General features: G+C 63.0%; 21 protein-coding genes. 16 read left to right on the top strand and 5 right to left on the bottom strand.

The genetic code is table 11. The features are described from left to right. Window positions 1–90: 90 nt before the first annotated feature. Window positions 91–459: a hypothetical protein gene (locus QOS90_RS10480; RefSeq protein ID WP_085272789.1), complete on the bottom strand. Its 369-nt coding sequence runs from the start codon at window positions 457–459 to the stop codon at window positions 91–93. A gap of 191 nt (window positions 460–650) precedes the next feature. Between QOS90_RS10480 and mlaY the strand changes: the two genes are divergently transcribed. Further along, complete coding sequence (gene mlaY, locus QOS90_RS10485; RefSeq protein WP_027595921.1) at window positions 651–1,949, top strand: lipid asymmetry maintenance lipase MlaY; 1,299 nt, start codon at window positions 651–653, stop codon at window positions 1,947–1,949. Beyond that, on the top strand, window positions 1,942–2,766 hold the full coding sequence (locus QOS90_RS10490; protein ID WP_027595920.1) for an MlaA family lipoprotein: 825 nt from the start codon (window positions 1,942–1,944) through the stop codon (window positions 2,764–2,766). Before mlaY ends, QOS90_RS10490 begins: the two co-directional genes overlap by 8 nt. A gap of 115 nt (window positions 2,767–2,881) precedes the next feature. Here QOS90_RS10490 and QOS90_RS10495 read toward each other — a convergent pair whose 3' ends face one another. Further along, complete coding sequence (locus QOS90_RS10495) at window positions 2,882–4,030, bottom strand: patatin-like phospholipase family protein (protein WP_085272788.1); 1,149 nt, start codon at window positions 4,028–4,030, stop codon at window positions 2,882–2,884. A gap of 127 nt (window positions 4,031–4,157) precedes the next feature. Continuing rightward, window positions 4,158–5,093, bottom strand: a complete 936-nt coding sequence (locus QOS90_RS10500) for a lipid A biosynthesis lauroyl acyltransferase (protein ID WP_027595918.1) — start codon at window positions 5,091–5,093, stop codon at window positions 4,158–4,160. A 111-nt stretch (window positions 5,094–5,204) separates the two neighbouring features. On the opposite strand from QOS90_RS10500, the gene minC reads away from it, so the two are divergent. From minC to QOS90_RS10535, 7 genes are all read left to right on the top strand, one after another. Further along, a complete protein-coding gene (minC, locus tag QOS90_RS10505; RefSeq protein ID WP_085272787.1) occupies window positions 5,205–5,957 on the top strand; it encodes a septum site-determining protein MinC in 753 nt (250 codons plus the stop codon). Window positions 5,958–6,056: 99 nt separating this feature from the next. Further along, window positions 6,057–6,869 (top strand): septum site-determining protein MinD, encoded by an 813-nt coding sequence (minD, locus tag QOS90_RS10510; RefSeq protein WP_027595916.1) that lies wholly within the window; start codon window positions 6,057–6,059, stop codon window positions 6,867–6,869. 3 nt (window positions 6,870–6,872) lie between these two features. Beyond that, window positions 6,873–7,127, top strand: a complete 255-nt coding sequence (minE, locus tag QOS90_RS10515; protein WP_003252572.1) for a cell division topological specificity factor MinE — start codon at window positions 6,873–6,875, stop codon at window positions 7,125–7,127. Between the two features lie 156 nt (window positions 7,128–7,283). Further along, window positions 7,284–7,919 (top strand): RluA family pseudouridine synthase, encoded by a 636-nt coding sequence (locus QOS90_RS10520; RefSeq protein ID WP_085272786.1) that lies wholly within the window; start codon window positions 7,284–7,286, stop codon window positions 7,917–7,919. Window positions 7,920–8,055: 136 nt separating this feature from the next. Then, window positions 8,056–9,345 (top strand): M18 family aminopeptidase, encoded by a 1,290-nt coding sequence (locus QOS90_RS10525; protein WP_027595914.1) that lies wholly within the window; start codon window positions 8,056–8,058, stop codon window positions 9,343–9,345. Window positions 9,346–9,539: 194 nt separating this feature from the next. Beyond that, window positions 9,540–9,707, top strand: a complete 168-nt coding sequence (locus tag QOS90_RS10530; protein ID WP_167334464.1) for a hypothetical protein — start codon at window positions 9,540–9,542, stop codon at window positions 9,705–9,707. 44 nt (window positions 9,708–9,751) lie between these two features. After that, window positions 9,752–11,905, top strand: coding sequence for a mechanosensitive ion channel family protein (locus QOS90_RS10535; RefSeq protein ID WP_027595913.1), 2,154 nt, complete (start codon window positions 9,752–9,754; stop codon window positions 11,903–11,905). 38 nt (window positions 11,906–11,943) lie between these two features. Here the strand turns inward: QOS90_RS10535 and QOS90_RS10540 are convergent, their stop codons facing one another. After that, window positions 11,944–12,657 carry a UTRA domain-containing protein gene (locus tag QOS90_RS10540; protein ID WP_027595912.1) on the bottom strand — a complete coding sequence of 238 codons (714 nt, stop codon included), beginning with the start codon at window positions 12,655–12,657 and terminating at the stop codon, window positions 11,944–11,946. 328 nt (window positions 12,658–12,985) lie between these two features. On the opposite strand from QOS90_RS10540, the gene QOS90_RS10545 reads away from it, so the two are divergent. The 6 genes from QOS90_RS10545 to QOS90_RS10570 all read left to right on the top strand — a co-directional run bounded on the left by QOS90_RS10545 (window position 12,986) and on the right by QOS90_RS10570 (window position 18,281). Then, window positions 12,986–14,050: an ABC transporter substrate-binding protein gene (locus QOS90_RS10545; protein WP_085272785.1), complete on the top strand. Its 1,065-nt coding sequence runs from the start codon at window positions 12,986–12,988 to the stop codon at window positions 14,048–14,050. A 145-nt stretch (window positions 14,051–14,195) separates the two neighbouring features. Then, complete coding sequence (locus QOS90_RS10550) at window positions 14,196–15,002, top strand: alkaline phosphatase family protein (RefSeq protein WP_027595910.1); 807 nt, start codon at window positions 14,196–14,198, stop codon at window positions 15,000–15,002. Continuing rightward, complete coding sequence (locus tag QOS90_RS10555; RefSeq protein WP_027595909.1) at window positions 14,999–15,838, top strand: ABC transporter permease; 840 nt, start codon at window positions 14,999–15,001, stop codon at window positions 15,836–15,838. The genes QOS90_RS10550 and QOS90_RS10555 overlap by 4 nt, the downstream gene beginning before the upstream one ends. Then, entirely contained in the window at window positions 15,828–16,622 is a 795-nt protein-coding gene (locus QOS90_RS10560) for an ABC transporter permease (protein ID WP_027595908.1), read from the top strand. The genes QOS90_RS10555 and QOS90_RS10560 overlap by 11 nt, the downstream gene beginning before the upstream one ends. A 1-nt stretch (window position 16,623) precedes the next feature. Then, on the top strand, window positions 16,624–17,613 hold the full coding sequence (locus QOS90_RS10565; RefSeq protein WP_027595907.1) for an ABC transporter ATP-binding protein: 990 nt from the start codon (window positions 16,624–16,626) through the stop codon (window positions 17,611–17,613). Between the two features lie 14 nt (window positions 17,614–17,627). Continuing rightward, window positions 17,628–18,281 (top strand): HAD family hydrolase, encoded by a 654-nt coding sequence (locus tag QOS90_RS10570; protein WP_085272784.1) that lies wholly within the window; start codon window positions 17,628–17,630, stop codon window positions 18,279–18,281. A 110-nt stretch (window positions 18,282–18,391) separates the two neighbouring features. On the opposite strand, the gene QOS90_RS10575 is transcribed toward QOS90_RS10570, so the two are convergent. Further along, window positions 18,392–19,354, bottom strand: a complete 963-nt coding sequence (locus QOS90_RS10575) for an NAD(P)H-quinone oxidoreductase (RefSeq protein WP_085272783.1) — start codon at window positions 19,352–19,354, stop codon at window positions 18,392–18,394. A gap of 140 nt (window positions 19,355–19,494) precedes the next feature. Between QOS90_RS10575 and QOS90_RS10580 the strand changes: the two genes are divergently transcribed. After that, window positions 19,495–21,576: a carboxy terminal-processing peptidase gene (locus QOS90_RS10580; RefSeq protein ID WP_027595904.1), complete on the top strand. Its 2,082-nt coding sequence runs from the start codon at window positions 19,495–19,497 to the stop codon at window positions 21,574–21,576. The last annotated feature ends 115 nt before the right edge of the window (window positions 21,577–21,691 follow it).

Raw genomic sequence — 21,691 nt, forward strand, 5'->3', positions numbered from 1 at the left:
GCGGCCCATCGCCGGCAAGCCAGCTCCTACAGGTCTGCGCTGTACCGGTAGGAGCTGGCTTGCCGGCGATGGGCTGCAAAGCAGCCCCTATCACCCGCGACGCGGTTGCCGCACCAGCCGCAACCCCGCCAGCACCACGGCAAACACCGCAATACTGGCCGTATACAGCACCAAAGCCGGTATCGCGAACACCAACGCCAGACTCGCCAGCCACCACCCAACCCGACCCGCAACCACCTGCGCCACCAGCGCCAGGCCAAGCCCACTCCAGGCGATGACCTGAAAATGAATACCCAGCCCCAGCAGCGAGCGCACCTGGCACTGCCAGAACGCCTCGGGCGCCGCACACAGCCCCACCCACTGCGCATCTTCCATCAACCCATAACGCACGCCATAGCTGGCGGCCAGCCACGCAGGCAGAAATAACAGCAAGGCAATGACCGGCAGCGAACGAGACATCCAGTTCTCCAATAGCGGAAATCGAAATCGTGCATGATCGCCCAAGGCCGGTTGTAAGGCAAAATCACCTTCCTGCAGCTATGTTGCAGATAACAAGCACACCAAAGACCACCGCACTTGGCAACTTTGCCCATACTGCCGTGGTCCTAGCCTGCACACCGCAACACCTTGTATTTCTTTTTGGGGGTTACATGCATCGATCTTTGCGCCTCGCTGCCCTGCTCGGCGGCCTGCTCATGGCTGTGGCCGCTTCGGCGCGGGATATCGACGCCGCGAGCTATGGCTACCCCTTGACCAACCCGTTCGAGGCGACCATCGCCACCACGCCGCCGGAGCAACGCCCAACCTTGCCCAGCGATGAGGACATCGACCAGGACGACTACAGCCTCAACCTGCGACCCGAGCGTGAGTTCACCCTGCCCGACAACTTCTGGTCGGTAAAAAAGCTCAAGTACCGCCTGGCCCGTCAGGACCACAAGGCGCCGCTGATCTTCCTGATCGCTGGCACCGGTGCCCCTTATTCCAGCAGCATCAACGAATACCTGAAAAAGCTGTACTACCAAGCCGGCTACCACGTGGTGCAACTGTCCTCGCCCACCAGCTACGACTTCATGAGTGCGGCGTCGCGCTTCGCCACCCCGGGTATCAGCCAGGATGACGCTGAAGACATGTACCGGGTGATGCAGGCCGTGCGCGCCCAGCACCCGCGCTTGCCGATCAGCGAGTTCTACCTCACCGGCTACAGCCTCGGCGCGCTGGACGCGGCGTTCGTCAGCCACCTGGACGAGACCCGGCGCAGCTTCAACTTCAAGCGTGTGCTGCTGCTCAACCCGCCGGTCAACCTGTACACCTCGATCAACAACCTCGACAAACTGGTGCAAACCCAGGTCAAAGGCATCGACCGCAGCACCACGTTCTACGAGCTGATGCTCACCAAGCTGACCCGTTACTTCCAGGACAAGGGCTATATCGACCTCAACGAAGCCCTGCTGTACGACTTCCAGCAGTCGCGCCAGCACTTGTCCAACGAGCAGATGGCCATGCTGATCGGCACCTCGTTCCGCTTCTCGGCAGCCGATATCGCCTTTACCTCCGACCTGATCAACCGCCGCGGCCTGATCATTCCGCCGAAGTTCCCGATCACCGAGGGCAGCAGCCTCACGCCGTTCTTCAAGCGTGCCCTGCAGTGCGACTTCGACTGCTACATGACCGAGCAGGTGATCCCGATGTGGCGCGCCCGCACCGATGGCAACAGCATCCTGCAGTTGGTTAACCAGGTCAGCCTGTATGCGCTGGAAGACTACCTGCGCGACAGCCCGAAAATTGCCGTGATGCACAACGCCGACGACGTCATCCTCGGCCCAGGCGATATCGGCTTCTTGCGCAAGGTGTTCGGCGACCGCCTGACCCTTTACCCCCATGGCGGCCATTGCGGCAACCTCAACTACCGCGTCAACAGCGACGCCATGCTGGAGTTCTTCCGTGGTTAACAAACTCCTCTTCGCCACTGCCCTGCTCGTCGCTGGCAACGCCCTGGCCGCGGAGGTCGCACCGCGCGCCAGCGTGGTCGAGGCCGACCCGCAGGTTACCGCCGCGCCGCTGCCACCGGAGGCCGATGGTTTCATCGACCCGTTGCGGGCATTGAAATTCAACCCAGGCCTGGACCAGCGCGAGTTCGAACGCTCCACCCTGGAGGCGCTGAACGTCTACGACCCACTGGAATCAATCAACCGGCGCATCTACCACTTCAACTACCGCCTCGACCAATGGGTGCTGCTGCCCGTGGTGAGCGGCTATCAGTATGTAACACCGCGTTTCGTGCGCACCGGGGTGAGCAACTTCTTCAACAACCTGGGCGATGTGCCGAACCTGTTCAACAGTGTGTTGCAACTGAAAGCCAAGCGCTCGGCGGAAATCACCGCACGGTTGATGTTCAACACGCTGATCGGGGTCGGTGGGCTGTGGGACCCGGCGACCAAGATGGGCCTGCCGCGCCAGAGTGAAGACTTCGGCCAGACCCTGGGTTTTTATGGTGTGCCGGACGGGCCGTACCTGATGCTGCCGGTGCTGGGCCCCTCGAACCTGCGCGATACCACCGGGCTGGCGGTGGACTATGCGGGCGAGCAGGCAGTCAACTTCCTCAATGTGCCGGAAACCAGTACCGATCACCCGGAAATCTTTGCCCTGCAGGTGGTGGACAAGCGCTATACCACCAAATTCCGCTATGGCCAGCTCAACTCGCCGTTCGAGTATGAGAAGGTTCGGTATGTGTATACCCAGGCGCGCAAGCTTCAGATTGCTGAGTAAATAGCTACTGGCCTCTTCGCGGGCAAGCCCGCTCCTACAGGTACCCCACTGCGCTCAGGCCAGTGATACCCCTGTGGGAGCGGGCTTGCCCGCGAAGAGGCCAGCACTGCTTGCATCAAATCCCCAGAAACTGCTCCAGTTCGCGCCGCTTGACCAAAGCATCCCTGCGCCCCAGCTCGATCAGCTCACTGCAATAACTCGCCTCGAACAGCAAATAACTCAGCACCCCCGCCCCACTGGTCCGCGTCGCCCCCGGCCCGCGCAAGAACAGCCGCAACGCCGCCGGCAATTCACGCCGGTGCCGCGCAGCGATTTCGTCCAGCGGCTGGCTGGGCGCCACCACCAATACTTCCACCGGCGCCAGCCCCAGGCGCCGTGCATCCAGGTGGGCAGGCAGCAAGTGGCTAAGGTGGTTGAGCCGCTGCAGCAGTTCGATGTCGTCTTCCAGGCTGTCGATGAAGGTGCTGTTGAGCATGTGCCCACCAATCTGCGCCAGGCTCGGCTGCTGGCCACTGAACACTCGCTGGGTGGGCCGCGGCGGCGATGGCCGCTGCGGGTTGCCGCTGACCCCGACCACCAGCACCCGGCTGGCCCCCAGGTGCAACGCCGGGCTGATCGGTGCCGACTGGCGCACCGCGCCGTCACCGTAGTACTCGTCGCCCAGCCTGACCGGCGCGAACAACAGCGGGATCGCCGCACTGGCCAGCAAGTGGTCGAGGGTCAACGGCGTGGGTACGCCGATGCGGCGGTGGCGCAACCACGCCTCGATGGTGCCGCGGCCCTGGTAGAAGGTCACCGCCTGCCCCGACTCGTAGCCGAATGCGGTCACCGCCACGGCGCGTAGTTGTTCGGTGGCCAGGGCGTGGTCGATGCCGTCCAGGTCCAGGTGCGCTTGCAGCAGGCCGCGCAAGGGGCTGCTGTCTAGCAGCGCCACCGGTGCATGGCCACCCAGGCCCAGCAGGCTGTGGCTGACGAAGCGGCTGGCCTGGCGGATTACCCCCGGCCAGTCGCTGCGCAGCACCAGGTGGCTGCGAAAGTTTTGCCAGAAAGCGGTGAGGTTGCGCACGGTTTCGGTGAAGCGGGTGGCACCGCTGGCGAGGGTGACCGCATTGATAGCGCCAGCCGACGTGCCGACAATGACCGGGAAGGGGTTGGGCGCGGCCGGGGGCAGCAGTTCAGCGATGCCGGCCAATACGCCGACCTGATAAGCGGCACGGGCGCCGCCGCCAGAGAGGATCAGACCAGTTACCGGAGGTGGGGCCATGGCATCCTTCCTGTAGGAGCAGCCTTGTGCTGCGAAGAGGCCGGTGCAGCCTTAAAGATAATCGGCAGCATTCCCCGGCCTCTTCGCAGCACAAGGCTGCTCCTACAAGGAGAGGCCGGGCCTGGCATCAGCGTTTCTTCTTGTCATACAGCCTAGGCGCACCCTCGGGCCGCGACTTGAAGCGCCGGTGCGCCCACAGGTACTGCTCGGGGCACTCACGCAACACACCCTCGATCCACTGGTTGATGCGCAGGCAGTCCGCTTCTTCACTCTCCCCGGGGAAGTCCGCCAGCGGCGGATGGATCACCAAACGATAGCCGCTGCCATCTTCCAGGCGCTTCTGGGTAAAGGGGATGACCTGCGCCTTGCCCAGGCGGGCGAACTTGGTGGTGGCGGTCACGGTCGCCGCCGGGATGCCGAACAACGGCACGAACAGGCTCTGCTTGGCGCCGTAATCCTGGTCGGGCGCATACCAGATTGCCCGGCCCGAACGCAGCAGCTTGAGCATGCCGCGTACGTCTTCACGCTCCACCGCCAGCGAGTCGAGGTTGTGCCGCTCACGGCCGCTGCGCTGGATGAAGTCGAACAGCGGGTTGCCGTGCTCGCGGTACATACCATCGATGGTGTGCTGCTGGCCCAGCAGCGCGGCGCCGATTTCCAGGGTGGTGAAGTGCACGGCCATCAGAATCGCGCCCTGCCCTGCCTGCTGGGCAGCCTGCAGGTGCTCGAGGCCTTCGATATGTGCCAGGCGTGCCAACCTGGCCTTGGGCCACCACCAGCTCATGGCCATTTCGAAGAAAGCGATGCCGGTGGAGGCGAAGTTGGCCTTCAACAAACGCTGCCGTTCGTCGTCGGACATTTCAGGGAAACACAGTTCAAGGTTGCGCGCGGCGATGCGTCGACGCTCGCCGGCAACCCGGTACATCACTGCGCCCAGGGCAGTGCCGACCCACAGCAGGGCCCGGTAAGGCAGCTGGACGATCAGCCACAGCAGGCCCAGGCCCAGCCACAGGCCCCAGAATCTGGGGTGAAGGAAATAGGGGCGAAAACGCGGGCGTTCCATTGAAGCTTCCGGAAAGACAAAGGCCGCGCATTCTACAACGGATCAGCGCATGTTGCGGGCAACGGGTGTTCTCGTTATAAGTCAGGGCACTTTTTTCGCAACAAGCCGTCTATGCAGACCATGAGCCTAAACCAGACCCCCGACACCGCCTCCGTGTTCCAGCTCAAGGGCAGCATGCTCGCCATCACTGTGCTGGAACTGGCGCGCAATGACCTTGAAGCCCTCGACCGCCAATTGGCGGCCAAAGTCGCGCAGGCACCCAACTTTTTCAGCAACACGCCGCTGGTGCTGGCGCTGGACAAGCTGCCGGCCAGCGAAGGCGCCATCGACCTGCCCGGCTTGATGCGTATCTGCCGCCACCATGGCCTGCGTACCCTGGCGATCCGCGCCAACCGCATCGAGGACATCGCCGCGGCGATCGCCATCGACCTGCCGGTGCTGCCGCCGTCCGGCGCGCGCGAACGGCCGCTGGAGCCCGAGCCCGAGGTGAAAAAGCCCGAGCCGGCGCCGGCGCCTACAGCCGAACCGGAAATCCGCCCGACCCGCATCATTACCTCGCCGGTGCGTGGCGGCCAGCAGATCTACGCCCAAGGCGGCGACCTGGTGGTGACTGCGTCGGTCAGCCCGGGTGCGGAACTTCTGGCCGATGGCAACATCCATGTGTACGGCGCCATGCGCGGCCGCGCCCTGGCGGGCATCAAAGGCAACACCAAAGCACGCATTTTCTGCCAGCAGATGACGGCGGAAATGGTCTCGATCGCAGGCCAGTACAAGGTCTGCGAAGACCTGCGCCGCGACCCGCTGTGGGGCTTCGGCGTGCAAGTCAGCCTGTCTGGTGACGTGTTGAACATCACCCGTCTTTAACGGATACTTGCCGTCATTTTTAGAGCAACTTTTTTACCTGTTGCCGTTTTTTGCATATTGCTGGGACACCTGTCCCGACTTATTTAGGGGTGAAACACCTTGGCCAAGATTCTCGTCGTTACTTCCGGCAAGGGGGGTGTGGGCAAGACCACCACCAGCGCCGCCATCGGCACCGGCCTCGCACTGCGCGGCCACAAGACAGTCATCGTCGACTTCGACGTGGGCCTGCGTAACCTCGACCTGATCATGGGCTGCGAGCGCCGCGTGGTGTACGACTTCGTCAACGTGGTCAACGGCGAAGCCAACCTGCAGCAAGCCCTGATCAAGGACAAGCGCCTCGAGAATCTGTACGTCCTGGCCGCCAGCCAGACCCGTGACAAGGACGCGCTGACCCAGGAAGGCGTCGAGAAAGTGCTGATGGAACTCAAGAATGACTTCGAGTACGTCATCTGCGACTCCCCGGCCGGTATCGAAAAAGGCGCGCACCTGGCGATGTACTTCGCCGACGAAGCCATCGTCGTGACCAACCCTGAGGTTTCCTCGGTACGTGACTCGGACCGCATGCTGGGCATCCTGTCGAGCAAGTCGCGCCGCTCCGAGAACGGCGAAGAGCCGATCAAGGAACACCTGCTGATCACCCGCTACCACCCTGAGCGCGTCGAGAAAGGCGAGATGCTGAGCATCGACGACGTTACCGATATCCTCGCGATCAAGCTCAAGGGCGTGATCCCCGAGTCCCAGGCAGTGCTCAAGGCTTCCAACCAGGGCATCCCGGTCATCCTCGACGACCAGAGCGATGCCGGCCAGGCCTATAGCGACACCGTCGACCGTCTGCTGGGCAAAGAAAAGCCCCTGCGGTTCATCGAAGTGCCGAAGCAAGGATTCTTCGCGCGCCTGTTTGGAGGCAAGTAAACCATGAACCTTTTTGACTTCTTTCGTGGCAGACAGAAACAGACCAGCGCGTCGGTGGCGAAAGAGCGTCTACAGATCATCGTGGCGCATGAGCGCGGCCAGCGCAGCGAACCGGACTACCTGCCGGCACTGCAGAAAGAACTGCTCGAAGTGATCCGCAAGTATGTGAACATCGGCAACGATGATGTGCACATCGAGCTGGAAAACCAGGGCAGCTGCTCGATTCTGGAGCTGAACATTACCTTGCCAGATCGCTGATTCAGCGTTCTGGCGTGATCATTGGGGCTGCGTTGCAGCCCATCGCCGGCAAGCCAGCTCCTACAGGGTCCGCGCTGTACCTGTAGGAGCTGGCTTCCCGGCGATGGGCCGCAACGCGGCCCCAATGGTTTTCCCCGATTTAACCGAGACCACGCAATGCCGCTGTCAAACGTCCAGATCCTCCACGAAGACGCCGCCATCCTGGTGGTCAACAAGCCAACCCTGCTGCTGTCAGTGCCCGGCCGTGCCGATGACAACAAGGACTGCTTGATCACCCGCCTGCAGGAAAACGGCTACCCCGATGCGCTGATCGTGCACCGTCTGGACTGGGAAACCTCCGGCATCATCCTGCTGGCCCGCGATGCCGACAGCCACCGCGAGCTGTCGCGCCAGTTCCACGACCGCGAGACCGAAAAGGCCTATACCGCCCTGTGCTGGGGCCAGCCGGCGCTGGACAGCGGCAGCATCGACCTGCCCCTGCGCTACGACCCGCCGACCAAGCCACGGCATGTGGTGGACCATGAGCAAGGCAAGCATGCCCTGACTTTCTGGCGCGTCCTGGAGCGTTGCGGCGGCCACTGCCGGGTCGAGTTGACGCCGATTACCGGGCGCTCGCACCAGCTGCGCGTGCACATGCTGTCGATCGGCCACCCGCTGCTGGGTGACCGCTTGTATGCCAACCCTGAAGCCTTGGCGGCCTATGACCGGTTGTGCCTGCATGCGGCAATGCTGAGCTTTACCCACCCGGTCAGCGGGGAGCGGTTGAAGTTCGAGTGCCCGGCACCGTTCTGATTGATGGGTGGCAGTTCCGGCCTCTTCGCGGGCAAGCCCGCTCCCACAGGTGGGAGCGGGCTTGCCCCGCGAAGAGGCCGACACAATTTGTGATCTATCTGCGTTAAACTCGCGCCACTGCTGTCTGGAGTGAGTTATGCGCGAAGCACTGAACACTGGCCTGATCGATTTCCTCAAGGCCTCCCCCACGCCCTTCCATGCCACCGCCAGCCTGGCCCAGCGCCTCGAGGCCGCCGGCTACCAGCGCCTGGACGAGCGCGACAGCTGGTCAACGGTGCCGGGTGGTCGGTATTACGTCACCCGCAACGACTCCTCGATCATCGCTATCAAACTGGGCAAGCAAGCGCCCCTGCTTGGCGGTATCCGCATGGTCGGTGCCCACACCGACAGCCCGTGCCTGCGCGTCAAGCCGCAACCCGAACTGCAGCGCCAAGGCTTCCTGCAGCTGGGCGTCGAGGTTTACGGCGGTGCGCTGCTGGCACCCTGGTTCGACCGCGACCTGTCCCTGGCCGGCCGAGTCACCTTCCGCCGTGACGGCAAGGTCGAAAGCCAGCTGATCGACTTCAAGCTGCCCATCGCGGTGATCCCCAACCTGGCGATCCACCTCAACCGCACCGCCAACGAAGGCTGGCAGATCAACCCGCAGAACGAACTGCCGCCCATCCTGGCCCAGGTCGCCGGCGACGAGCGCATCGACTTCCGCGCGCTGCTCACCGAACAGCTGGCCCGTGAGCACGAGCTCAACGCCGACGTGGTGCTGGACTACGAGCTGAGCTTCTACGACACCCAGGATGCCGCGCTGATCGGCATCAACCGCGACTTCATCGCCGGTGCCCGCCTGGACAACCTGCTGTCGTGCTATGCCGGCCTGCAAGCGCTGCTGGCTGCCGACAGCGACGAAACCTGCGTGCTGGTGTGCAACGACCACGAAGAAGTTGGCTCGTGCTCGGCCTGTGGCGCCGACGGCCCCATGCTCGAGCAGACCTTGCAACGCCTGCTGCCCGAGGGTGACAGCTATGTGCGGACCATTCAGCGCTCGCTGATGGTGTCGGCTGACAACGCCCATGGCGTGCACCCCAACTATGCCGACAAGCACGACGGCAACCACGGGCCCAAGCTCAACGCCGGGCCGGTGATCAAGGTCAACAACAACCAGCGCTACGCTACCAACAGCGAAACCGCCGGGTTCTTCCGCCACCTGTGCATGGCCGAAGAAGTACCGGTGCAGAGCTTCGTGGTGCGCAGCGACATGGGTTGCGGCTCGACCATCGGCCCAATCACCGCCAGCAACCTGGGCGTGCGCACGGTCGATATCGGCTTGCCAACCTTTGCCATGCACTCGATCCGCGAGTTGTGCGGCAGCCATGACCTGGCGCACCTGGTGAAAGTGCTGACGGCGTTCTACCGCAGCCGCGACCTGCCGTAAGTCCGCACTGGCCTCATCGCCGGCAAGCCGGCTCCCACACGAACAGCACAAACCTCAAGAACTGTGGCGTACCTGTGGGAGCCGGCTTGCCGGCGATGGGCCAGCACAGGCACTACTAGTGCCACGGATCAACCCGCTTCGCCTGCTACCCGCTATGCTTACTACATGGCCCCACTGCAAAAGGATTGCTGTCCATGTCCCCCTTTCTGTCCCTGTTCGTGCCGGTGTTTCTGTTCCTGCTGCTGCTGACCATCGGCTTCAGCCTGCGCGAGCGCAACATCGGTGTGCTGATGATGTGGATCGGCACACTGGGCATCTTCGGCCTCACCTGCTGGAAGATCCTGGAGAAACTGCCCACATAAACCTCTACACTCGGCCCATCGTTTGACCTGAGGTAGATTTCCCGGTGCCTGCCCTTCTGCGTTGCCTGTCCCTGCTGCTGTTATTGTTCATCACCCCGGTTCAGGCCGCGGGCCTGCCGAGCCTGCTCGGCTCCAGCGCGCCTGCGCAGCCTGAGGCCACCGAGCCGTTGGGCAAGTCGCTGGACGAGGTGATCAAAAACCTCGAAAACGACCAGCAACGCGCCAAGTTGCTGGCCGACCTGAAAAAACTGCGCGACGCCACCAAGCAATCACAACCCACCGTCGAACAGGGCGTGCTGGGCCTGATCGGTGGTGCTTTGCATGACTTCGAACAGCAGTTCAGCGGCGATGCCAGCCCCTTCCACCGCTGGGCGGCAGAAATCGAGCAAGCCCAGGCAGAACTGACCGAACTGGTGGTCCCGGTGCACCAATGGCCGGCGATCCTGTTCGGCTTTGCCGCGATCATCGCGGTCTGGAGCTTGCTGGCATACGCCTTCAACTGGATTGGCCACCGGGTACGGCTACGCTTCGGCCTCACCGAAGAGCTGCCCCAGCACCCGCGCACCTGGGACTTGGTGCGCTTTGCCTTGCGAAAGCTCGGGCCCTGGCTGGTGGCCTTGGTGTTCACCGTGTACCTGAGCTTCGCCCTGCCCTCGTCCCTGGGCAAGTCGATGGCCATGGTACTGGCGTATGCGTTGGTGGTCGGCACCTGCTTCTCGGCCATCTGCGTGATCGCCTTCTCGCTGCTCGACGGCCCACACCGCCACCGCGCCCTGCATATCCTGCGGCACCAGGCCTTCCGCCCACTGTGGCTGATCGGCAGCTTTGCCGCCTTCGGTGAGGCCATGAGCGACCCTAGGCTGACCGTCGCCCTTGGCACCCACCTGGCCCATGCCCTGGCCACCTTGGCCAACGTCATCGCGGCGATCTGCACCGGGCTGTTCATCCTGCGCTTCCGCCGCCCGATCGCCCACCTGATCCGCAACCAACCCTTGGACCGGCGCCTGACCCGGCGCACCCTGAGCGACACCATCGAGATCCTCGGCAGCTTCTGGTTCGCGCCCGCGTTGATCCTGGTGGGTATTTCGCTGTTCGCGACCTTCGTCTCGGCCGGCGACACCAGTACCGCCCTGCGCCAGTCGTTGATGTGCACGGTGCTGGTGGTGGTGTGCATGGTGCTCAACGGCCTGGTGCGCCGCCACGCGGCCAACCCCAAACGCGCCAACAAGCGCCAAGCGGTGTACACCGAGCGCTTGCGCAACTTCGCCTATGCCCTGGTGCACCTGTTCATCTGGCTGCTGTTCATCGAGCTGGGGCTGCGCGTGTGGGGCTTGTCGATGATCACCTTTGCCGAAGGCGACGGCCACGAGGTGAGCCTGCGCCTGCTGGGCCTGGCCGGCACGCTGATCGCCGCCTGGCTGGTGTGGATCCTGGCCGACACGGCCGTGCACCACGCCTTGGTGCGTTCGCGCCGCGGGCTGGCCAACGCCCGCGCGCAAACCATGATGCCGCTGATCCGCAACGTCATGTTCGTGGCCATCTTCATCATCGCGGTGATCGTTGCCCTGGCCAACATGGGCATGAACGTCACCCCGCTGCTGGCCGGTGCCGGTGTGATCGGCCTGGCCATCGGTTTTGGCGCCCAGTCCTTGGTGGCCGACCTGATCACCGGGTTGTTCATCATCATCGAGGATTCGCTGGCCATCGACGACTACGTGGATGTCGGTGGGCACCTGGGGACGGTCGAGGGCCTGACCATCCGCACCGTGCGCCTGCGCGACATCGACGGCATCGTGCACACCATCCCGTTCAGCGAAATCAAGAGCATCAAGAACTACTCGCGGGAGTTCGGTTACGCGATTTTCCGCGTGGCGATCCCGCACAGCATGAACATCGACCAGGCCATCACACTGATCCGCGAGGTGGGGCAGAAACTGCGTAACGACCCGTTGATGCGCCGTAATATCTGGTCGCCGCTGGAACTGCAGGGCGTAGAGAGCTTCGAGTCGGGCTCGGCGATTTTGCGGGCCCGCTTCAAGACTGCGCCGATCAAGCAATGGGAAGTGTCGCGGGCGTTCAACCTGGCGTTGAAACGCCAGCTGGATGAAGCGGGGCTGGACCTGGCGACGCCGCGGTTGTCGGTGCAGGTGGTGACGGCGGGCGGTGGCGGTATGAGCGAAACCAGTTCCTCCAGTTAGGGCCTCTTCGCGGGCTTGCCCGCGAAGAAGCCACCCCATTACCCCGCCTGGGCGCGGATGCGGATTGCATCATGCCGCCAATATTCCAGGTCACAGTCGATCAGGTGCCCCTGCTGGTCACTGTTGACCCGGGTGATGTGTAGCCCCGGGCTGCCGACCGACACCTTCAACGCGGCCGCTGCCTCGATCGGCAACGCCGTCGGCAGAATCTCGAAGCACACCTGCCCATAGCCGATGCCGTATACCCGCCCATAAATCTCGGTCAGCGACTGCGCCAGGTCCTGCTGGAGAATGCCCGGGAAATACCGCGGGTTCAGGTAGTGCTCGGCATACAGCACTGCCCGCCCATCGATACGCCGCAGCCGGCAGATCCGCACCACACTGGACAACGCCGGCAATTGCAGCCGTGCGCAGACAACGGCAGAAGCCGGCTGCAGCCGCGCCGACAACAGCTCGGTACTCGGCACCCGCCCCTGGTCACGCACCATCGCATGAAAGTGGCTACGCTCGATCAGGTCATAGGTCAGCCGCTGTGGGGCGACGAACCAGCCGCGCCGCTCTTCCCGGTAGATCAGCCCCTGGGCCTCCAGCTGTGCCAAGGCCTCGCGCAGGGTAATGCGCGTGGTATCGAACACCTCGCTGAGCTTGCGCTCGGCCGGCAGCTTGCCACCCGGCGCCAGCAGGCCGTGTTCGATCTGCTCCTGCAGGGCGTGGCAGATGGCTGTTACCGCACGCGGGGGCATCGGTTGCATCAAAGGTTACCTATCTGGACTAGGCCAGCCCCATGACGGGGCAATTGGAGAGTAGTGCAAGCCTAGGCAGGGCTGATGAACATCCTGTGACAAAGGCACCGCACGGGCTTTGCCAGTTTCGGGCCAAGCCCGCTAAATCAGGGCCTGCGATCTGGTCTACGCTGTATTTTCAGGTAGCCGGAACCCCCGGTTGAAGCCTCCCCCTACATCAAACTGTCACGCAAGCGGCCTACCTTGGCTCAAGGTTTGCTGACCTAGACCAAAGGTCGCTGACAACTGCCTCATTCACGACAACGATCGCAACAGGCACCCACCCAAGGAGCTTCGGATGAAAAAGTTCTTCATGGCGTCACTGCTCGGTTCGGCCATCGCCCTGTGTACCACGGCCATGGCCGCCGGCACCGACCTCAAGGCCCTGGAAGACGCCGCCCGCAAGGAAGGCACCGTCAACAGCGTGGGCATGCCCGATGCCTGGGCCAACTGGAAAGGCACCTGGGAGGACCTGGCCAATAAATATGGCCTCAAGCACAGCGACACCGACATGAGCTCGGCCCAGGAAATCGCCAAGTTCGAGGCCGAGAAAGACAACGCCAGTGCCGACATCGGCGACGTCGGCGCCGCCTTTGGCCCGATTGCCGTGACCAAGGGCGTGAGCCAACCGTACAAGCCGAGCACCTGGGACCAGGTACCCGAATGGGCCAAGGACAAGGACGGGCACTGGGCGCTGGCCTATACCGGCACCATCGCCTTCATCATCAACAAGGATTTGGTGAAAGAAGAAGAACGCCCGAAAACCTGGCATGACCTGGAGAAAGGCAAGTACAAGGTTGCCATCGGCGATGTCGGCACCGCCGCCCAGGCCGCCAATGGTGTACTGGCCGCGGCCATCGCCTACAAAGGCAGCGAAAGCAACATTGAGCCAGGCCTGCAGCTGTTCACCAAGCTGGCCCAGCAGAAGCGCCTGTCGCTGGCCAACCCCACCATCCAGACCCTGGAAAAAGGTGAGGTGGAAGTGGGTGTGGTGTGGGACTTCAACGGCCTGAGCTACCGCGAGCAGATCGACCCCAAGCGCTTCGAGGTGCTGATCCCTTCGGACGGTTCGGTGATCTCGGGCTATACCACCATCATCAACAAGTACGCCAAGCACCCGAACGCAGCCAAGCTGACGCGTGAGTACATCTTCAGCGATGCCGGGCAGACTAACCTGGCCATCGGCCACGCCCGGCCGATCCGCGCCGAGCACCTGAAGCTGCCGGCCGATGTGCAGGCCAAGCTACTGCCTAACGAGCAGTATGGTGCTGCCCAGCCGATCAAGGATGCCGCTGCTTGGGAAGCGACTTCGAAGGCACTGCCGCAGAAGTGGCAGGAGCAAGTGATCATCGAGATGGAGTAAGGGGCTAGATCTCTAGCGCCTGAACCGGCCTCTTCGCGGGTGAACCCGCTCCCACAGATACAGCGCAGCCCTCGGGGATAGCGATAACTTTGTGGGAGCGGGTTTACCCGCGAAGAGGACAACGCGGTTATTGACTGGAGCCACCATGCAACACAACGTCATCCTAGTCCTGCTCGACGGCCTCAACCACCAGGTCGCCCACCACGCCATGGGCCACCTGCACGCCTACGTCGAGGCCGATCGCGCCGCGCTGTACCGCGTGGAATGCGAGCTACCGTCGCTGTCGCGCCCGTTGTACGAATGCATCCTCACCGGCGTCACGCCGATCGACAGCGGCATCGTGCACAACAACGTCAACCGCCTGTCCAACCAGCGCAGCGTGTTCCACTACGCCCGCGAAGCGGGGCTGGGTACTGCAGCGGCGGCCTATCACTGGATGAGCGAGCTGTACAACCGCTCGCCGTTCGATGCGCAGCGCGACCGCCACACCCATGCGCCGAAGCTGCCGATCCAGCACGGCCTGTTCTACTGGGACGACCGCTACCCCGATTCACACCTGCTGGCTGACGCCGAATACCTGCGCCGCCGGCATGCACCGAACTTCCTGCTGGTGCACCCGATGAGCATCGACGACGTCGGCCACCGCCATGGCCTGGACAGCAGCCAGTACCGCAACGCGGCACGCAGCGCCGACATCCTCTTGGCCGACTACCTGCCCCGCTGGCTCGAAGAGGGCTATCAGGTGCTGGTCACCGCCGACCACGGCATGAACAACGACCGCTCGCACAATGGCTTGCTGGCCGAGGAACGCGAGGTCCCCTTGTTCGTCTTTGGCGATGGCTTCAGCCTCGACCCTGCTGCCAAGCCGCTGCAAACCGAGTTGTGCGGCACCATCTGCGAGCTGCTTGGCGTGGCCCACGACAAGACCGTGTGCCGGGAGCTGCTCAAGTGAATGCCAGCCATCGCGGCCGTTACCTTGCCCTGCTCTGCCTGCTGCCATTCGCTGTGTTCTTCATCATCTTCCAGATCGCCCCGCTGGCCTGGGTGGCGATCAACAGCGTGCAATCCGAGGCGGGCTGGGGCTTGGAAAACTTCAGCAAGGTGTTCGCCTCGAAGTTCTACCTGCAGGCCTTGCAACGCAGCCTGGAGATCAGCTTCTGGTCGAGCCTGTTCGGTATCGTCATCGCTACCCTCGGGGCCTACTCGCTGCGCCAGGTGGATTCGCGGCTGCGCGACTTTGTCAGTGCCTTCGCCAACATGACCAGCAACTTCGCCGGCGTGCCACTGGCCTTCGCCTTCATCATCCTACTGGGTTTCAATGGCGCACTGACCCTGCTGCTTAAACAGATCGGCCTGCTGGAAGACTTCAGCATCTACTCCAAAAGCGGGCTGATCCTGGTGTACACCTACTTCCAGATCCCCTTGGGCGTGCTGTTGCTGTACCCGGCGTTCGATGCCTTGCGTGAAGACTGGCGTGAGTCGGCCGCCCTGCTCGGCGCCAACCACTGGCAGTTCTGGCGCCATATCGGCCTGCCGGTGCTGACCCCGGCGTTGCTTGGCACCTTCGTCATCCTCTTGGCCAATGCCCTGGGCGCCTATGCCACGGTGTATGCGTTGACCACCGGCAACTTCAACGTGCTGCCGATCCGCATCGCTGGCCTGGTGGCCGGTGACATCAGCCTTGACCCCAACCTTGCGAGTGCCCTGGCCATGGTGCTGGTGGGGCTGATGACGCTGGTCACGGTGGTCCATCAATGGCTGCTGAAAAGGAGCTACCATGCGCGCTGAAACCAACGCCAGCAGCCTCTACCACCGCCTGGTGGTGTACCTGTTGTTCCTCATCCTGCTGTTGCCGCTGGCCGGCACCCTGCTCTACTCCGTGGCCACCAGCTGGTCGGCCAGCCTGCTGCCCAGCGGCCTGACCCTGAAGTGGTACGTAGCGCTGTGGAGCGAGCCGCGCTTTCTGGCGGCGTTCGGCCAGTCGCTGCTGGTGTGCGTGGGCGCACTGATACTGTCGGTGGTGCTGATCCTGCCGCTGCTGTTCGTGGTGCACTACCACTTCCCCAAGCTCGACGCACTGATGAACATCCTCATCCTGCTGCCGTTCGCGGTGCCGCCGGTGGTGTCCGCCGTAGGGTTGCTGCAGCTGTATGGCAGCGGGCCCATGGCCATGGTCGGCACCCCGTGGATTCTGATTGGCTGCTATTTCACCATCGCCCTGCCGTTCATGTACCGGGCAATCACCAACAACCTGCAGGCGATCAACCTGCGTGACCTGATGGACGCCGCCCAACTGCTCGGGGCCAGCACCTGGCAAGCGGCGTTTCTGGTGGTGCTGCCGAACCTGCGCAAAGGCCTGATGGTGGCCCTGCTGCTGTCGTTCTCGTTCCTGTTCGGCGAGTTCGTGTTCGCCAACCTGCTGGTCGGCACCCGCTACGAGACGCTGCAGGTGTACCTGAACAACATGCGCAACAGCAGCGGCCACTTCAACAGCGCGCTGGTGATCTCCTACTTCGCCTTCGTGCTGGTACTCACCTGGGTCGCCAACCGCCTGAACAAGGACAAGACCTGACATGAGCTTCGTCAGCGTACAGCAACTGCACAAACGCTATGCCGGCACACCGGTGTTCGAAAACATTGACTGCCAGATCGAACGCGGCGAGTTCGTCACCCTGCTCGGCCCTTCCGGCTGCGGCAAGTCCACCCTGCTACGCTGCATCGCCGGGCTGACCCCGGTGGACGGGGGGCGCATCCTGCTCGATGGCCAGGACATCGTGCCACTGAGCCCGCAGAAGCGCGGCATCGGCATGGTGTTCCAGAGCTACGCGCTGTTCCCCAACATGACCGTGGAACAGAACGTTGCCTTTGGCCTGCGCATGCAAAAGGTCAAGGCCGACGAGAGCCAGGCGCGGGTGCGTGAGGTGCTCGACCTGGTGGAGCTGGGCAGCTTCGCCGGGCGCTATCCGCACCAGCTGTCGGGTGGCCAATGCCAACGCGTGGCCCTGGCCCGTTCACTGGTGACCCGCCCGCGCCTGCTGCTGCTCGACGAGCCGCTGTCGGCGCTGGATGCGCGCATTCGCAAGCACCTGCGCGAGCAGATTCGCGCGATCCAGCGTGAACTGGGGCTGACCACCATCTTCGTCACCCACGACCAGGAAGAGGCCTTGACGATGTCAGACCGCATCTTCCTGATGAACCAAGGCCGCATCGTCCAGAGCGGCGATGCCGAAACCCTCTACACCGCCCCCGTGGACCTGTTTGCTGCGGGCTTTATCGGCAACTACAACCTGCTCGACCCGGAAAGCGCCAGCCGCCTGCTGCAACGCCCGGTGGCCAGCCGCCTGGCCATTCGCCCCGAATCCATCACCCTGGGCCTGAATGGCGAACTGGACGGTGAAGTGCGCAGCCACAGCCTGCTGGGCAACGTCATCCGTTACCGGGTGCGGGTGCGTGAGGTGGAGCTGGTAGTCGACGTGCTCAACCGCTCGTCTGCCGACCTGCATCCAGACGGCCAGCGGGTATCCTTGTCGATCGACCCCACGGCGCTGCGGGAAGTGGCTTAAGGAGATTCAACACAATGGCACTGGCAATTTTCGATCTGGACGAAACCCTGATCCACGGCGACTGCGCGTCACTGTGGAGCGAGCAGATGGCCCGGCTGGGCTGGGTCGACGGCAAGGACTTCCTGCGTCGCGACCATGAATTGATGGAGGCGTATGGCAAGGGCCACTTGGCGATGGAGGACTACATGGCCTTCAGCCTGGAGCCGATTGCCGGGCGTACCCTGGAAGAGGTCGAGCACCTGGTGGAGCCGTGGGTGGAGGACGTTATCGAGCCGATCATTTTCGGCGACGCCTGCCGCTGCATCGCTGAGCATCGCAAGCGTGGCGACCGCATCCTGATCATTTCCGCCTCGGGTACGCACTTGGTCGGGCCGATTGCGGCGCGGTTGGGCGTGGACGAGTACCTGGCGATCGAGCTGGAGGCGGTGAATGGGGTGTACACCGGCAAGACCCATGGGGTGCTGACCTACCGTGAAGGCAAGATCACCCGGTTGCTGGAGTGGCTGGATCAGGAGCAGGAGAATCTGGAAGGGGCGAGTTTCTATTCCGATTCGCGGAACGATCTGCCGTTGTTGTTGAAGGTGGACCATCCGTATGTGGTGAACCCAGATGCGGTGTTGCGCGAGCATGCCGAGATCAATGGCTGGCCGATTCTGACTTGGCGCTGATCATACTGGCCTCTTCGCGGGACAAGCCCGCTCCCACAGGAATATCACAGGCTCAGGATCAGTGATTTACCTGTGGGAGCGGGCTTGCCCCGCGAAGAGGCCGAGCCTGCTTACACCAGGCTCGGATCGATCACCATCACCAGCTTGCCCGACACTTGGTTAGTCTCAAGCTCGGCATACGCCGCCTGGGCAAACTCCACCGGGTAGGTATCCACCAATTGCGCCGACAAGCGCCCTTCGGCGAACAGCGGCCACACCTGCTGCAGCAACTCACGCAGCAACTCGGCCTTGAAGCCATCGTCACGGTTGCGCAGCGTTGAGCCGGTGATTTCCAGGCGCTTACCCAGCACCTGTGCCAGGTCCAGCTCGAACTTGCGTCCGCCCATCAGGCCGATGATCACCCAACGCCCGTCACGCGCCAGCAGCTTGAGGTTGAGTTCCCCATAACTGGCACCCACCGGGTCGAGAATCACGTCGAAGGGCCCAACGCCTTCCAGCGCATCGAGGTTCTCGTTACGCACCACGCCGCCGGCAGCGCCCAGCGCTTCGCAGTAGGCCAGGCGATCCTGCGAGCCAACACTCACATATACCGGGTTGCCAAACGCCTTGCACAACTGGATCGCCGCCGAACCCACGCCGCTGGCCCCTGCGTGTACCAGCACTTTCTCGCCGGCTTTGACGGCGCCCAACTGGAAGATGTTCAACCACGCCGTGGCATACACCTCAGGCAGCGCCGCCGCTTCGTGCAGGCTCAGGCCTTCAGGCACCGGCAGCACATGGCGGGCGTCGACCACCACTTCTTCAGCCATCGCACCGCTGGCCAGCAGCGCACACACCCGCTCGCCCACACGCCAATCGGCGCCCGGCCCAACTTCTTCGATAATGCCGGCGCACTCCAGGCCCATATAAGGGCTGGCGCCAGGCGGTGGCGGGTACAGCCCCTTCATTTGCAACAGGTCGGCGCGGTTCAGCCCCGCAGCAGCCACGCGAATGCGTACTTGGCCCGCGTCAAGGGCCGGGCGCTCGGCCTCGACCCACTCCACATGTCCGTCTTCGCCTTGCAATGCCTTCACAGTGCCTCCATAGTTGAATCATGACTGAGCCTGGGGAACCCTCGCCCCGGGCTTTTTGCAGTATTTGTCCGGCTCCATGGAACCGGCAACGGAAAAGACGGCCTACTATGCGTGATCAATTGCCTCCACGTCGAATCAGCATGAAGCATTTCCTCCCAAGCACCGCCCTGGCCCTGATGATTGGCCTCGGCAGCCTTACGCTCGGCGGCAATGCGGCGGCCGCCAACAAGTGGGACAGCCTGCAGCCGGACCGCGACGAAATCGTCGCCAGCCTTAATGTGGTGGAACTGCTCAAGCGCCACCACTACAGCAAGCCACCGCTCGATGACGCCCGCTCGGTGATCATCTACGACAGCTACATCAAGCTGCTGGACCCTGCGCGCAGCTACTTCACCGCGGCCGACATCGCCGAGTTCGACAAGTGGAAGACGCAGTTCGACGACTTCCTCAAAAGCGGCAACCTCGACCCGGGCTTCACCATCTACAAACGCTACCTTGACCGCGTCAAGCAGCGCCTGGACTTTGCCCTGGCCGAGCTGAACAAAGGCGTCGACAAGATCGACTTCACCACCAAGGAAACCTTGCTGATCGACCGCAAGGACGCTCCGTGGATGAAAAACCAGGCCGAGCTCGACGACCTGTGGCGCAAGCGTGTCAAAGACGAAGTGCTGCGCCAGAAGATCGCCGGCAAAGAGCCCAAGCAGATCCAGGAAACCCTGACCAAGCGCTACAAGAACCAGCTGGCGCGCCTGGACCAGACCCGTGCCGAGGATATCTTCCAGGCCTACATCAACACCTTCGCCCAGTCCTACGACCCGCACACCAACTACCTGTCGCCGGACAACGCAGAAAACTTCGACATCAACATGAGCTTGTCGCTCGAAGGCATCGGCGCAGTACTGCAAAGCGACAACGACCAGGTCAAGATCGTCCGCCTGGTGCCGGCAGGCCCTGCCGCCAAGACCAAGCAGGTCGCCCCGGCCGACAAGATCATCGGCGTGGCCCAGGGCAACAAGGAAATGGTCGACGTGGTCGGCTGGCGCCTGGACGAAGTGGTCAAGCTGATCCGTGGCCCGAAAGGCTCGGTGGTGCGCCTGGAGGTCATCCCGGCCAGCAATGCCCCGAGCGACCAGACCAGCAAGATCGTTTCGATCACCCGCGAAGCCGTCAAGCTTGAAGAGCAGGCGGCGAAAAAGTCGGTGCTCAAGCTCAAGCAGGACGGCCGTGACTACAAGCTGGGCATCATCGAGATCCCGGCCTTCTACCTGGACTTCAAGGCCTACCGTGCCGGTGATCCGGAGTACAAGAGCACCACGCGCGACGTGAAGAAGCTGCTCACCGAACTGCAAAAAGAGAAAGTCGATGGCGTAGTCATCGACCTGCGCAACAACGGCGGCGGTTCGCTGCAGGAAGCCACTGAGCTGACCAGCCTGTTCATCGACAAGGGCCCGACGGTGCTGGTGCGCAATAGCGACGGCCGTGTCGACGTGCTCGAGGACGAAAACCCGGGCGCCTTCTACAAAGGCCCGCTGGCACTGCTGGTCAACCGCCTGTCGGCCTCGGCCTCGGAGATCTTCGCCGGTGCCATGCAGGACTACCACCGCGCACTGATCGTCGGTGGCCAGACCTTCGGCAAAGGCACCGTGCAGACCATCCAGCCGCTCAACCATGGTGAGCTGAAACTGACCCTGGCCAAGTTCTACCGGGTGTCTGGGCAGAGCACCCAGCACCAGGGCGTGCTGCCGGACATCGACTACCCATCGATCATCGACACCAAGGAAATCGGCGAGAGCGCCCTGCCCGAGGCGATGCCGTGGGACACCATCCGCCCGGTGGTCAAGCCAGCGGCCGACCCGTTCAAGCCGTACCTGACCCAGCTCAAGGCACAGCATGAAGCGCGCAGCGCCAAGGATGCCGAGTTCACCTACATCCGCGACCGCCTGGCCCTGGCCCAGAAGCTGATGAACGAGAAGACCGTCAGCCTCAACGAGCAAGAACGCCGTGCCCGCCACGATGAGATCGAGGGCAAGCAGTTGGCCCTGGAAAACATCCGCCGCAAGGCCAAAGGTGAAGAGCCGCTCAAAGAGCTGAAGAAGGAAGATGAAGACGCATTGCCGGCTGAAGATGAAAACACCAAGCCGGAAGATGATGCCTACCTGTCCGAGACAGGGCGCATTCTGCTCGACTACCTGAGCGCAAGCTCGCAGGTGGCCAAGCACTGAGGCTAGGCATGCGTTAACCAAAAGGGCCGGGTGTGAAAGCACCCGGCCCTTTTCTGTGTATGTAGGAGCAGCCTTGTGCTGCGAAGAGGCCAGTGAAAACACCGCAGATCTTTGG

This window comes from Pseudomonas sp. LAIL14HWK12:I10 (assembly GCF_900184205.1).
Taxonomy (GTDB): domain Bacteria; phylum Pseudomonadota; class Gammaproteobacteria; order Pseudomonadales; family Pseudomonadaceae; genus Aquipseudomonas; species Aquipseudomonas kermanshahensis.